This is a genomic window from Salinispira pacifica (assembly GCF_000507245.1).
GTDB classification, from domain to species: Bacteria; Spirochaetota; Spirochaetia; order DSM-27196; family Salinispiraceae; genus Salinispira; species Salinispira pacifica.
This window is the reverse complement of the sequence record NC_023035.1, coordinates 1,615,126-1,628,876: the sequence shown is the minus strand read 5'-3', so window position 1 is coordinate 1,628,876 and position 13,751 is coordinate 1,615,126. Positions and strand designations below refer to the sequence as shown.

General features: G+C 51.3%; 13 protein-coding genes and 1 pseudogene. 3 read left to right on the top strand and 11 right to left on the bottom strand.

The window, feature by feature from the left end; all coding sequences use genetic code 11:
• Window positions 1-41 precede the first annotated feature (41 nt).
• The 7 genes from L21SP2_RS07225 to phnD form a co-directional block, all read right to left on the bottom strand.
• Complete coding sequence (locus tag L21SP2_RS07225; RefSeq protein ID WP_024267847.1) at window positions 42-566, bottom strand: type 1 glutamine amidotransferase domain-containing protein; 525 nt, start codon at window positions 564-566, stop codon at window positions 42-44.
• Window positions 567-682: 116 nt separating this feature from the next.
• Entirely contained in the window at window positions 683-1,228 is a 546-nt protein-coding gene (locus tag L21SP2_RS07220; RefSeq protein ID WP_024267846.1) for a GNAT family N-acetyltransferase, read from the bottom strand.
• On the bottom strand, window positions 1,218-2,255 hold the full coding sequence (locus L21SP2_RS07215) for a GNAT family N-acetyltransferase (protein WP_081719509.1): 1,038 nt from the start codon (window positions 2,253-2,255) through the stop codon (window positions 1,218-1,220). Before L21SP2_RS07215 ends, L21SP2_RS07220 begins: the two co-directional genes overlap by 11 nt.
• 198 nt (window positions 2,256-2,453) lie before the next feature.
• Entirely contained in the window at window positions 2,454-3,269 is an 816-nt protein-coding gene (gene phnE / locus L21SP2_RS07210; protein ID WP_024267844.1) for a phosphonate ABC transporter, permease protein PhnE, read from the bottom strand.
• 13 nt (window positions 3,270-3,282) lie between these two features.
• Window positions 3,283-4,077: a phosphonate ABC transporter, permease protein PhnE gene (phnE, locus tag L21SP2_RS07205; protein WP_024267843.1), complete on the bottom strand. Its 795-nt coding sequence runs from the start codon at window positions 4,075-4,077 to the stop codon at window positions 3,283-3,285.
• Window positions 4,070-4,915, bottom strand: coding sequence for a phosphonate ABC transporter ATP-binding protein (gene phnC / locus L21SP2_RS07200; protein WP_024267842.1), 846 nt, complete (start codon window positions 4,913-4,915; stop codon window positions 4,070-4,072). Before phnC ends, phnE (L21SP2_RS07205) begins: the two co-directional genes overlap by 8 nt.
• A 145-nt stretch (window positions 4,916-5,060) precedes the next feature.
• On the bottom strand, window positions 5,061-6,071 hold the full coding sequence (gene phnD, locus L21SP2_RS07195) for a phosphate/phosphite/phosphonate ABC transporter substrate-binding protein (RefSeq protein WP_024267841.1): 1,011 nt from the start codon (window positions 6,069-6,071) through the stop codon (window positions 5,061-5,063).
• 106 nt (window positions 6,072-6,177) lie between these two features.
• Here phnD and L21SP2_RS07190 point away from each other — a divergent pair, with 106 nt between their 5' ends.
• Window positions 6,178-7,074, top strand: a complete 897-nt coding sequence (locus tag L21SP2_RS07190) for a hypothetical protein (protein WP_041401315.1) — start codon at window positions 6,178-6,180, stop codon at window positions 7,072-7,074.
• A gap of 79 nt (window positions 7,075-7,153) precedes the next feature.
• On the opposite strand, the gene L21SP2_RS17070 is transcribed toward L21SP2_RS07190, so the two are convergent.
• Window positions 7,154-9,295 (bottom strand): methyl-accepting chemotaxis protein, encoded by a 2,142-nt coding sequence (locus L21SP2_RS17070; RefSeq protein ID WP_053335619.1) that lies wholly within the window; start codon window positions 9,293-9,295, stop codon window positions 7,154-7,156.
• A 20-nt stretch (window positions 9,296-9,315) separates the two neighbouring features.
• Complete coding sequence (locus tag L21SP2_RS07175) at window positions 9,316-9,696, bottom strand: hypothetical protein (protein ID WP_041401313.1); 381 nt, start codon at window positions 9,694-9,696, stop codon at window positions 9,316-9,318.
• A gap of 375 nt (window positions 9,697-10,071) precedes the next feature.
• On the opposite strand from L21SP2_RS07175, the gene L21SP2_RS07170 reads away from it, so the two are divergent.
• Entirely contained in the window at window positions 10,072-10,308 is a 237-nt protein-coding gene (locus L21SP2_RS07170; RefSeq protein ID WP_024267839.1) for a hypothetical protein, read from the top strand.
• 165 nt (window positions 10,309-10,473) lie between these two features.
• Here the strand turns inward: L21SP2_RS07170 and L21SP2_RS07165 are convergent, their stop codons facing one another.
• The gene (locus L21SP2_RS07165) at window positions 10,474-11,313 is read right to left on the bottom strand and encodes a hypothetical protein (RefSeq protein ID WP_041401312.1); all 840 of its coding nucleotides are present in this window, start codon (window positions 11,311-11,313) and stop codon (window positions 10,474-10,476) included.
• Window positions 11,314-11,491: 178 nt separating this feature from the next.
• On the opposite strand from L21SP2_RS07165, the pseudogene L21SP2_RS19025 reads away from it, so the two are divergent.
• Window positions 11,492-11,653: pseudogene (locus L21SP2_RS19025) on the top strand (methyl-accepting chemotaxis protein); the annotation flags it as partial.
• Between the two features lie 58 nt (window positions 11,654-11,711).
• Here the strand turns inward: L21SP2_RS19025 and L21SP2_RS07155 are convergent.
• Window positions 11,712-13,508, bottom strand: coding sequence for a transporter substrate-binding domain-containing protein (locus tag L21SP2_RS07155; RefSeq protein WP_024267835.1), 1,797 nt, complete (start codon window positions 13,506-13,508; stop codon window positions 11,712-11,714).
• Window positions 13,509-13,751: the final 243 nt, after the last annotated feature.

Here is a 13,751-nt window from a genome sequence, read left to right as displayed (position 1 = left end):
GCCCGGAAATCAATTACCCGGGAAATCTGACACCCGAAATCTCAGCTGCTCAGCTTCTGCACCAGCAGACGGTTGTACTCGGGGATATCTTCCACCACCCTGCCCCATACAATGTTTCCATCGATGAGGGCAGGAGTATCCTGCCAGACTGCGCCGGCATGTTCCATATCGTCCTTGATTCCTTCTGAACCGGCGGCCTTTCTGCCCTTCATGATCCCCGCACTTGCGGCGCACCATCCCGCATGACAGATGAACCCAAGGACTTTGCCCCGGGCGTCCATCTCCCGGATGAGCTGCCGGTACTCTTCAACCCGCCGGAGCTTGTCAGGGGCCCAGCCGCCGGGAACCAGCAGCGCATCCAGATCATCGGCGGCGAAATCCCCGGGACCGTACTGGGAAGTTGCGGTCATACCGCCGTGTTTCCCCTCATAGGTCTCGTTTTTGCTCAACCCCATCACCTTTATGTCGGCGCCTTCCTCTTTAATGCGCATATAGACCGCCCAGAATTCAAGCTCCTCAAAGCCCGGACCCACAAGCATGCCGATTGTTTTTCCCTGAAGTTTCATGTCGCCTCCATCAAATTACCGTAGTTTCACCTTGACAATTTTCAGTGCTGTATTGCAGTGAATCTGACAAATTCAAATTAATGTTGGCCTCTAAGGTACTCAGTGCTGGAGGAAAGTCAAACATGGAGAGGATTCAGGATTCCGTATGCATATGCATCATGCCAAATTGGGTTACCTCTTTCGTCTGTACGGAAGAAGGCTTTTTGCCTGATGTGTCCTTCACGTTCCATTCCGATGTTCTCAAGTACCTTCCATGACGGCGCATTCAGGGGATTACAGAACGCGGTCACTTTGTGAGCTCTCAAGGTGGTGAATGCATACCGGCAATAGGCAGCCGCTGCTTCACTGCAATATCCTCTATTTTGATACAGGGGATGAAAAATGTATCCGAGCTCCCAGGTCATAAACACATCAGGCTTCAGTCGGGCTGTATAAAGGTGGCCTATCATCTTTTGCTTCTGTTTCAGCTCTACGACAAGAAAAACATCGGACTCACAGCGTTGACGGTTAATGATCTTTGCCTCTTCACGGGTAAGAGGTTTGCCGGGCTCAAAACGGTATATTTCAGGTATGGATAGATACTCATACAGATCCTCCCAGTCATCCAGACGATGATTTCGAATTATGAGCCGGTCTGTCTCCAGGTACAAATCAGATTCCATTCGCCAACTCCTCGCTGCTGCCGGTTCCAGCGGCTGCTTGCCCAGGCCAGGTTTTCTGCCAGATCTCCTTTTTGTATTCCATTTTGAAACCCACAGAATAATAAAATTGCTGGTCGGAGCCGACGAACAGTTTTGTCGACCCCAAGCGAGAAAGCCGCCTCATACCTTCATACACTAATGCTTTAGCCAACCCTCTTCTCCGGTACTCGGGTATGGTACCAAGCGGCTCGAGAACTGCGATCCGGTTCACCCGGTCATACCAGAACGTAGCGAAACATGCCACTGCTCCTGTTGTATCGAGAATGGAGAGGTCCAGGTAATCCTGATAATCCGGAGCACTCCGCATTGATCTGAAGGCAGATTCGGCTGTGTTGTCGGAGGCATGGTTGTTCGAGTAGTAGCCGAAGGCAAGCCCATGGGCGAGTCCCCGGATGCTGTCGGAAAACCGGGTTCCGTCGGCAATGCTGAATTCAGATGAAGGAAGTTCGGGAATGTCTGAAGTAAATGGAAGGCTATCCAACGAGATTGAGAGAGTTGACTCATTCCAGTTTTGCCGAACAAATCCCCTGGCACGAAGAAGCCGTTTCAGCTGCGCATCGAAAGGATTCACCCTCAAATTGATCAACTCTGCGCCGATCTCCGTTTCCCTCTGATTTCTCCCCTGTTTTCCGGGTATTTTGCAGCGAAAAAACCATTCTGCATGATCGATTAATTCATGCATGGTTGCATCATCGAATCTGGAGCCGGGGCGAAACTGGAAGAAGCCCTCTCCCTGATTTTCGCCTTCCGAGTTCACCACCGCACATATATCACCCTGTTCATCCACCCAAATTCCCAGGGTTTCAGGCCATATATCTGTAGTCTTGTGAAAGGTCTGGGATACATAGCGGCAGAAATTCCAGCGATCTATAAGCCAGTTGTTCGCCCTGGGATTCATGGCGTAGGTTTTCATCAGAAAATCTCTGATCTGCAAAAAATCGCCCGGGGCATCGATCCTTTTCTTCGGTTTCATCGTATTCGTTTTCATTGTGCACCACTCCAAATCTCGTGTATCTAAAGAATTCTTCTCTGAAAGTAGCTCCAGGGAGCTGGCAGTACAATGCTACAGCCGTATGATTTGGACGCTTTTCCGTGTAACTAAGGCGTAATTCGAAAATGGCGGTCCTGCTGTTGGTGCTTTCGAAATGGTACTCAATGTGGGCTGGAAGTCAAATCCGCTGGGATATTATAGAAGATTCTTCCGCACCCTTGCGGTGATCAGTTCGCTGATTACAACTGTCCCCAGGATCAGGAGAAGTATGACCGCCACTCTCCGCCATGCCAGAACATTAATGGAGGCCTGGAGCTGCAGTCCGATTCCGCCGGCACCCACAAGCCCCAGAACGGTGGATTCACGGATGTTGATATCCCAGCGGTACATGGAGATGCTGGTGAATGCCGGCATGATTTGGGGGAGAATGGCGATTCGCAGCACCTGAAGTGGATGTGCACCGGCGGCTTTCACCGCTTCAACCTGACGGTAGTCAATTTCTTCGATGGCTTCATAGAGCAGTTTACTGACAAAGCCGATGGAGCGGAGGGTGATGGCAAGAATTCCCGCAAGGATTCCGGGACCGAGAATGGTTACCAGCATGAGAGCCCAGGCAAGGCTGTTGATGGAACGGGATGTGACAATCAGAAGCAGGGCCGCGGGCCGAAGGACTCCCCCTCCGGGACTGGTGTTTTTTGCACCGAAAAAGGCCACGGGAAACGCAATGATCACCGCCCCCAGGGTACCGAAGGTGGCAATCACGATGGTGTCCCACAGGGGTTTCCAGAGCTGGCCGGCATAGGGAAGCTCTGGAGGAAACATCCTGGAAAGAATATCCCATCCCTGTCTGGGTGCATCCAGAACAAACACCCAGAGGGTATTGGCAGAAATCACCCTGAAACTGATAAAAAACAGCAGCAGCAATGCGGTGGTGACAATCCACCTCAGAAGGGTCTCCCGGGGAGTATGGCGCTTCCAAATTCGGTTGGTGTGACGTTGTACCAGAGGCATGATCATGACTCCTTTAATTTATGCGTCTGCGGATATGTCCGGAGATGTATTCGGTTACAAGAACGATTGCGATAATCAGCATCAGGATGGCTGCACTGGTGCCGTACTCATAGCGGGAGAAAGATGTGCTCAGTGCAGCACCGATTCCCCCTGCCCCCACTATGCCGATCACCGAGGATTCTCTGAAATTGATATCCAGGCGGTAGAGAGAAAGGCCCAATAGGCGGGCCCTGATCTGGGGGAACACCGCATAGGAGATCACCTGGGGCCAGCGGGCACCGGTGGAGCGTAAAGCTTCAAGCTGAATCTCCTGGATTTCCTCAATATCTTCCGCCATCAGTTTGGCAAGAAACCCCACACTGGCGAATGCCAGGGTAAGCACCCCGGCAAAGGGTCCGAAGCCCACCATGGCAACAAAAAGGATGGCGATGATCACCTCCTGAAAGGTCCGTGAAATGGTGATCAGCCCACGGCAGAAAAGATACACCGGTGTGGATGAAATATTGGATGCCCCGCCAAGCGCAACCGGTATGGAGAACAGCACCCCGATAACCGTGGCCACCACCGTCATGGTAAGACTCTCGATAATTCCCTCGAGAATCACTTCTCCCCGGGAGCGGAAGTCCGGATTCAGGAACCCTGAAACAAAACGCTGAAACCTCTCAAAGCCCACAATCAGACGGTCCATGCGGAGCTCGATTGACTGTGATCCCAGGTACGCGAAAAGAATCAGCACCGTCCATGCAAGAACCTTCTGCCAGGTTTTGGGGAAAAAGCCCGGGGGCGTCCAGGTTTTCAACTCAGACATCAATACGCTCCTCAATGCGCAGCGGAACATGCTCCACGGGGTTTTCCGGTGAATCAAGACCGTGGCTTGAGTTCCCGGCGCCGGTAAGCGTGGTATGCCAGTCCTCTTCACCGTATATTCTGGTAAGGATTTCATCGTTCAGTTCACCCGGCTCTCCGTCGAATACCAGACGTCCCTTCTCCAGCCCCAGAATTCTGTCGGAAAAATGTCTGGCCAGCTGGACATCGTGAAGATTGATAATTGCAGGAAGGTTTCTCTCCCGGCATGCATTGATAATCAGCCGCATGATAATTCTGGCGGTTTTCGGATCCAGACTTGCGGTGGGCTCATCCACAAGCAGCAGCCTGGGCTCCTGCATGAGCGCCCGGGCGATGCCAACCCTCTGTCTCTGCCCCCCCGACAGAGCATCCGCCCGCTTCTCGAACTGATCTTCCAGCCCAACCTCCCGGAGGAGTTTTAACGCCTGCTCCACCAGCCCGCCGGGATATCTGCGAAGAAGACTGGGTATCATCCTCATGCTTCCCAGACGGCCGGAAAGGACATTCTCAAGCACCGTAATATGCTCCACCAGTGCGTACTCCTGAAAAATCATCCCCATTTTCGTCCGGGCCTGTCTGAGCTGTTTCTTATTGAGAGTTGTAAGATCCACAGAATCCAGGGTGATGGATCCGGAGCTGGGAGTGACCAGACGGTTGATGCATCTGAGCAGGGTGCTCTTTCCCGCTCCGGATGGACCGATGAGTGCTACCACCTGCCCCCGGGGTACGGTAAGGCTCACCCCCTGAAGGGCACGGTCTCCGGTGTCATATACTTTTACAAGATTGGATATTTGAATCATGCAAACATCCTCCTCATGGCGAACTTCGTGTCGGCTGATATATACAGAGGCTGCCCGATACGTATGCCCGGGCAGCCTCCCAATCCAATATCAAGCCATAGGGATTGTGAAACAGAAATCAAAAACAGCAACCTGATTTGTAAGATCAGTTCACATCGTATGAAACGCCGTTAGCCTCATCGATGGTCCGGATAACCGCCCAATGATTTTTATAGGTGATGGGAATGAACTGTGATTCCCCGTTCTGACCGAACTCAGCAAGCAGCTGGGTGCCTTCCCAGTCAAAGGAGAAAAACGCCTGTCGAATTGAATCGGCCAGTTCAGGTTTCAGATTGTACACATATCCGTATCCGGTTGTGGGGAAGGTCTGGGATTTATAGATGGTTCGCAGTTCGGATTCATCCACAAGTCCCCGTTCGATCATCCGGGCAAGTACCGAGTTGGCAATTGATGCGGCTTCATAATCCTTATTGGCAACTCCCAGGATGGATGCATCGTGAGCTCCAGAAAAAGTAGTGTTGAAATCCTCATCGGCTATCATATCGAACTCACCCTTCAGAAGAGCACTGGGAGCTTTGAAACCGGAATTGGAAGTGGGGGAAGTAAAGGCAAGGGTCCTTCCCTCGAGATCCTCGACCTGGGTAATATCCGAATCTACATGGGTGATGATCTCCATCTCATAACCGAATGAACCATCCTCCCCGGCCATCATGGCGAATGGTATGAATCCTGCGGCATTTACCGCCAGGGGATTACTTCCGGTATTAAACCCGGCCACGTGCAGACGGCCCGCCCTCATGGCCTCCAGCTGTGCGGCGTTGGACTGTACGGGAAAAAACTGAACCTCTTTGCCGGTTTCCGCTGAAAGATGATCAAGAAATTCCGACCATACGTCCCGGTATACCTCGGGATCTTCCACCGGAGTATAGGCGAAGACGAGCACCTGGGGATCCACCCAGTCAGCTTCATTTTCCGGCGCATCAGCCACAAGATCACCATCCTGGTCCACCAGTCCAAGACGAAGATCTCCGTATTTCACATCTTCTTCCTGGCTTGCCTCTGCTTCATTGGCGCCGGCGGCAAATACCGTTCCGGTAAGCACCAGCATCAATACCAGAAGCAGTCCCAAACGTACAAATGTATTTCGCATAACCATACCTCAGTCCTCCTTTGTGTATGTCCCGTACACCGTAGGAAGAAATTATGAGATTTGTGTTGGTATAATATGAGATTATGGTAAAATAATAAAAAAAGAGGTTTTCATGACTACCAGTTTTTCACAACTGTACGCGGAAAGTAAAAGAATCTTCCGCGAAAAATGGCCTGTAGTAGCCTTGCTGGGCGTGCTATCGGTAGGGTACGGGCTTCTGTTCACCCAGATGATGATGCCCAGAACAACCGAGTTGGTGACAGAAGGCGGCATGTCCGGGTTTTGGTTTGAATTTTTCCTGCCTCACTTGGCAGTTTCAATTCTTTTCGGACTGATTTCCCTGTATGTATTCATGTATCTCGCTTCCGATTCAGGAGATCTGGTTTCAGGACCGCGGGCCATGCGTACCCTGAAGGAAATTCCTAACCTGATAGTAACATCCCTTTCGGTGCTGGTGCGTATTCTTCCCTGGTTTTTACTGGGTTTTGCACTCATGCTGCCGGTGATCTTCATAGGCATGCAAGGCAGTGAGTATAACCCGAATGCCCTGATTGTCCCCATGATTCTCATGTATATTCCTGTCCTTTGGGGAACGGCCAGGCTTATGCCGTCGGTGTATATCACCATCACCACCAGATACCGCTTCTGGTCTTCAACCAGGAAGAGCGTTGAGTTGTTCAGGAACAACCGTCTCATTCTTCTGAGTTTCCTCCTCCCCATGCTGTTGACCGTACTCACCAGTTTTCTTTTTGTAATTCCCCGGACCGAGAACAGCCTGACATTATACGATACGGCCGCAGCGGCGCAGGCCGGAGCATACAGCGGAGCAGTGTTCAGCCCCGGGTGGTATGCCCTCACCGCAGCTGTGGGATTAATTGTCTATGCCATCTATATGTTCGGATATTCAGCGCTTATCCGGCTCTGTTTCAGCCCGGAAGAGCGGAGAGAAGCACCTTCAAAATTATCACCTGAACAATCTGCAGAGGTGTCCACAGAAGAGTCTGAATAGGCTCCTTTTATTTCCCCCCCGAGGAATAAGAAGATATTTCGAAGAATGCAGAGGTAACGGGACTGCTGATCCCAGGGGATCAGTAGTCCTCATACCCTTCGTCATACCCTTCCTCAGAGGATTCTCCAAGTGCGGGAAGCATGGCCTGCTGTGCACGCTGCCGGGCGAGCCTGAACCGGGAAACAAGACCCCGCAATTCCTGGGACTGTCCGGCCAGTTCTTCTGATGCTGCGGCACTCTCTTCGGCGGATGCGGTGTTGGACTGGGTCGCCTCATCGATTTGGGACAGCCCCTCGTTGATCTGTTCTATGGCCAGAGACTGTTCCTGGCTTGCGGCTGCAATTTCATTCAGCAGGCCGGCAACCTTGCCGGTACTCTCAACGATGGAAGACAATTGAGCTGCGGTGGATTCTGCAGCTCCTGTACCTGCTTTAATATTCGACACTGTGTCACCGACCATTTGGGTTGTTTCCTGGACGGCTTCGGCGCTTCGGTTGGCAAGATTCCGCACTTCATCCGCCACCACGGCAAATCCCCGGCCGTATTTTCCTGCCCTTGCAGCTTCCACATTGGCATTCAAGGCCAGAAGATTGATCTGGAAGGCAATATCATCTATCACCTTCACGACTTTATTGATCTCATCGGAGGATGCATTGATCCGTTCCATGACCTGATTCAGCTGCTCCATCTGCTGACTGCCTTTATCGGCATTTTCGCTGGCTTCCCGGGCGAGAGAGAGGGCTTCGCCCGAACTTTCCGCATTCTGCTTGGACTGGCCGCTGATCTCGGTAACCGAGCTGGAAATCTCTTCCAGGCTGCTGGCCTGCTCGGTCGCACCCTGGCTCAATTCCTGACTCGCCTGACTCACCTGGTCTGCACCCACATTCACCTGCTCAACCGTTTCGTTCACCTGAAGCAGGACTCCGTTCAGGGATTCGAGCATGGTTGCGAACGCCTGTCCCAGAACATCTTTGGTGGATGAAATTTTCGCTTCAACCTGTAAATTGTTTGCAGCAATTTCTGAAGCAATCTCGGTTTTCTCCTGCTGATATTCCGCCAGGTCGGCAAAGGAACGCCCGATAACCCCCAGCTCGTCGCTTCGCTTCCGAATCTTTCCGAATTTTTTCTGATTCAGATCGCTCATGGAAATATCTCCCACCGCCAGATTGCCCGCCCCGGCAACAAGCTGAAGAATCGGCTGGGAAATGCTCCGGGCAAAGAGCACTGATGCGGCAATGGCGATCACCGTCAGCACTGCAGCAGAGATAACAATAAGACCTGTGAGTAGAATAAGGGGCTGGTTAACTTCGGCCTCATCAATTTCTGAGATCAGGGCCCAGGTGGTATCATAGACGCTCACATCCCCATAGGATGAGAGCACCCGGTTTCCGTTGTAGTCGGTAATAACTTTTGAGTCGGTAACTCCCTGGAGTGCGCTTCGGGAGGCTTCGGTATCCACCGAACCCTGGGTGGGACGGGCGAAGGATGCACTCACGGTTCGGTTTACCGGATCCAGGAATGAGTCGGAACGCATGAGCTTATCCGGGCCGACAAGATAGCTTTCGCCGGTTTCCCCCATACCGCTTCGTTCCTGCATTATTTCATTCACTCTGTCCAGGGCAAGCTGCAGGGCAAGCACCATCTGAACCTCGCCGTCGGCCATAATGGGCTGGGCGATGAAGGCGGCAGGTTCTCCCCCTGACGGAGCATAGGGTTTGAAGTCTCCAAAAGAAAGCGTTTCGCTGTCCAGAGCCTCTCTCACCGCTTCTCCCAGACTGGAGTCTGAATATGTGCCGTTTATAATGTTTGTGTCCAGATCAGATTCTTCCGACACAGAATAGAAAATATTCCCTTCGGGATGGATGAGAAAGAGATCGTAGTATCCGTACTCAGCGGTATACTCAGTGAGAAAATCATTCCTGTGTCCATCCAGGGTAACACTTACCGCAGTTTCCAGGGGCAAGGTGGTAAAGAGTGCATAATTGCTGCCGGAAGCATCATTGAACGGCGAGTACACAACCATATGCAGTTCGCCCCGGCTATCGCTAACCACCGCGGTTCCTCGTTGTCTTGAATGTGCAGTGCTGATATATTCGGGCACCGGGGAATCCAGCACGGTTCCTTCGGCGGCTCCAAAAATCCGGGCATTGCTTTGAAGAATGTAGCTGCCGTTCACGTAGCGGGTGAGAAAACTGCTGCTTTGTTCCTCTTCTGTATTCACACCAGGTGAAAGTATGCGGTTCAGATTCTGACGGTATGCGGCGGAAGATGAGCCGTCAGTCCCGGGCCCCCGTTATCGGAGAAGAATGCTTCAAGTTCATTGTTCCGAGCCTGCTGAATAGTCCGCAGCTCACCGAAAGAGCGCTGCTTGAAAGCCTCAAGCATATTGGAAAGAACATTCATATCGGCATATCTTTCATTGAAATAGCCTTCCACTTGGCCCTTTTTGATCTCCCGGATTGCCCGCAGCTGATTAAAGCTTGCATCCGTAAGGGCATTTCCCGACTGAAGAACCGATATTACCGCAACAGCGGCAATGCCTGTAATCATCAGCAGGGCAAACATCAGAGAAATCCGTCCTCCAATGCTCTTTATAAATGGTATGGACTCGTTGTTCTCCACGTCAGCCTCCTCTTCAGCGTCCTGTATTTAAATGAACCAAAATTCTACAACTCTACTATATAAAGACTTACGGATGTGGAAGCTGATGTCAAATACAAGGTTTTTTGTTGCTGTTCTATTTGAATGAAGAGTGATATAGTATTCAAATACATTTTCCCTGTTCCAGGCCTTCGTACATTGGCGACGCCGGAAAACCTATAAAAGTCTCATAAACCGAATGAGCAGACGTTTTCAGATTAAAACAGTGAATTGGAGTCATTTTTCAAGTCCCGGTTTCTCTTCGATTACCGGAAAATAAAATAAGTGATCACTTCCGGCAGATATTGAGAATTGGCCATTGAAACGATATTCAATCGAGTGACCTCAGCAGATTTCATGGATTTTGGTATTGTGATGATTGTAGGGCTGTTGTTCGTCGGGGGTCCGCTTGCGGTATTCGGGGGAATCAGCATGATTCAGCGTGCGGGACTGGATAAAAAGAAACTTGAGCTTGAGCGTGAACGGCTGGAAGTGGAGAAGAAGAAATTGCATATCATGCAGCTGGAGGCGGAGAACAAGCTTCTGGACAATAAGCTTGAAGATGAGTTTCGTAAGTCCGGCTTAAGTGAATAACCAACGTGCACGCATTCCTCTTATGCCAGCCATATCGGATCAGACCCGCATTGCCTTCACCTATTCCGATCTGATATCAGCGTAAAAAAAGACCGGGAAGAGTCCCGGTCTCACATGCAACCCGATACACTATATCGGATAAAAGGACGTTTGAAGCTGATCTGATCAGAAAATAAGGGAATAGTCGAAGAAGAAATACAGCTCGAAGGATTTTTCTGCGGCAGTTACCAGAGCGGCGTTCCCCCCTTCATCCTGGATCTGAACTGCCACAGTGCTGACCCTGGGTGTAAGATATACGTTCGCACCGGCTCCCAGAGAAAAACCGTGCTTTCCGCTCGCTGCATACCAGCGCACGCCAAGCTCGGGAACAGTAATCAGGGATACCGAATTCAAGCCCGTGACCGGGAGGGTGGCTGCATCATCGTATCCTGAGGAAGGGGTTCCCTCGGTGTAGCTGGGCCAGTTTCCGTTGGCTTCCCGGTATACAATTTTGCTGTTATCCATCTGAATGCTCACCCCTGCTCCCAGGCCTCCGAAGGCGGAAAACTGTTCGCCGGCAACATCAGCTCCCAACTCATACGAAGCATGCAATGTAGTTACCAGCTGTCGCAGCAGCAAATCCAGGTGATCCCGGGATGTGTATGTACCTGTAGTGTAAGACTGACTGCTGCTGCCCCCGGTGGTTTGAGAACTGTTTCTTCCCGCATAGCCTACCCGGGCATACACCGAAAGAGGATTGAAATGATACCCCAGAGTAAACACCCCGCTGAAAACCAGCGGTGTGGAATCGTCATTCCCTCCGCTGTACATTTCGGCATTGGGCACAATGGTATAATCCGCCGCCGGAATCTGCGTGCCGGAAAAACCGAGGTTATTTGGACCTGTGGCAATGCCCAAAGAGGTGAACACCTGTGCGGAAGTCGCAACCCCTGCAACCAGCCAAAAAACGGCAATAAGCATCACAGCCCGAGCCGCGTTTTTGGGAAGAGAATGAGAACTAAACATATGTTGAATCTCCTAAAAGGTACCGTTGAGGTACGGTGGTATGGGATTTGATATTACATTTTCGATCAATTTTTGTAAATTGATTGTTGTGCACAGAAGCTTGTGAAACGAAATTTCGCCGACTATCCGATGCCATTCTGCAACGGAAGAAACAGGAAGCAGGGAACCGGCCCAACGGGATTTCATCCACACCATCTCCAAAGTATCTTCTCAGATAAACCTGCTGTCCATGAATGCAGCCATCGAAGCCGCCCATGCAGGAGATTCGGGGCGGGGATTTGCGGTGGTCGCCGAAGAGATCCGGAAACTCGCCGAAGGGACCAGTGCGACGGCCGGTAAGCTGAACATTTGAACGGAAAAATCCTGAGCTTTCATACCTGATTCACACCATACAGTGGTCAATTCAAGCGAAGCTGAAAATGGGCCCCGACGTCGGATTCCAGACACAGAAGCTCTCCGGCCAGCTGTCTGATGACAACCAGATAGGCGATATGCATTCCCAGCCCCAGATGTCCCCTCCTGCGTCCGCTTGTCTCGAAGGGATGAAACACCGATGCCCTGCTCCCCTCGGCTATGCCGGTTCCCGTATCCCGATAATCAACGAGCCATCGCATTCTTCGATTACCGGTTTGATTCGGTGACTGAGGTTTCGGCTGCTTCTCCAGATTGATGTGTATTTCCATCACCGGCGGGGATGAATTGGTGATCCCCTCACCTTCTTCGGAGCATGCAGGACAGCCATGATCCAGGCTGTTCTGGATCAGTTCACTCAGCACCGTATTCAGCGCCTGAATGGAAATATCCCAGCTTTCCTCTTCCGGCCCGGTTATGTTCAGGCTGATATTGTTCCGCCTCAACTGCTCCTGCCATACCGAACAGATCTGCCGTACGCTTTCAACGGCCTTCCATTCCCTGGTATGCTCTTCAAGCTCCTGATGCAGCGACTTGAACCGTTCGTTGATTTCGCTGAGCCGTTTCAGTGAATCAAGACCGGCATCCAGATAACTCTTTACCAGCTCAGAAATTTCCGGCTCAATTGTTTTTGTCGGCTCACGGGCATTACCCCGTTTGGTTTCCTCTGCATCCAGAAGTTCCCTGGCGGAGGAAAATGCCAGAATTCCGTTGCCCAGGGGGGTATTTAATTCATGAGACAATGACTGAATCATTCTACCCAGATAACTTTGCTGGGCATTCAATATAAGCTGGTCCTGATATTTTCTCAGATACTCCTCGCTGCGCCGTCGGTTTTTCACTTCCCTGTACAGCTGCCAGCCGAGAATCAGAAAGAGGGAGGCCGCCAAAATAGAGATAAACAGACTTACATTCAGCCACAGCGGCACAGTATCCCGTGTGGTGAAATAGCCGGCAATATAGCGGTCGATGAGATCATAATAGACGGAATTTTCGTCGGACTTCAGGGCACTGAGCACCCGGTCCAGGTCGTTAATCAGCTTGGGATCGCCAATTTTTGGAAACGCAAAATGAAGCATGTGGGGGTCAAAAATAATCGCAGTCCGTTTCACTCCGAACTCAGATGCATTGTTCTTGCCGAAAATCCGGTTCACCACAGCCGCATCCGCCAGACCGCTCTGGAGAACAGAGAAGCCGTGGCGATAATTATCCACCTCCACAATATCCATATTCAGTTTGAGCTGCCGGTTCAGTACAACAAGCCCCATGGGACCGTCGTGATGAATGCTCCCCGTCATGGAGGCTATCCGCACCCCGGACAGATCATCTATATGCTCTATTCCGCTTCCTTTCCGGGTATACACAACCGCCCAGTCGGCGAACACACCTTCGGAATTGTACTCGAACCGTTCAGCCCGCTCGGATGAGTAGCCAACATCCACCAGCATATCGATTGAGCCCGCTTCAAGGCGTTCCAGATTCTCCGTCCAGCTTCCATAACGGTACTCAACATTCCAGTTCAGTTCCCCGGCTATCACTTCAACCAGCTCGGCGAAAAAGCCTGCAGGCTGCCCATTATCATCCAGATAGATTTTGGGATGATTGTCGTATATGCCCGCCACAACATCCGAATTGCCACGCATCAGGTTTTCTGTCCCTCCCGGGGTTTGAACTCGTTCGCCCTGAGACATGAGCATACCGGGAATGCAGAAAAGCCAGATAAACACCAGCGACGGGAACTTGCCGGCAAGGAATCGGCTTTGTGGATACTTCCTGCTTTTCATGTCTCATAGTATAGGAGATCCACAGAGAAATATCTTTCGTCTGGAATTTGGTTGGTGGAGCGAATTTCAGCGGGCGTATATCTCCCCCTGTGATTGAATCCGGCAGAGGAACTCATGGAGGTGCTCGGGCCCGGAAAAGAGGAGCGGTGGATGTTCATCCGTGAACTTGGCAGGAATCAATACACGTATGTTGAGCTGTTTTGGGGGTGCGTATTATTATCTGATTATTTTTATCAGGAAAAT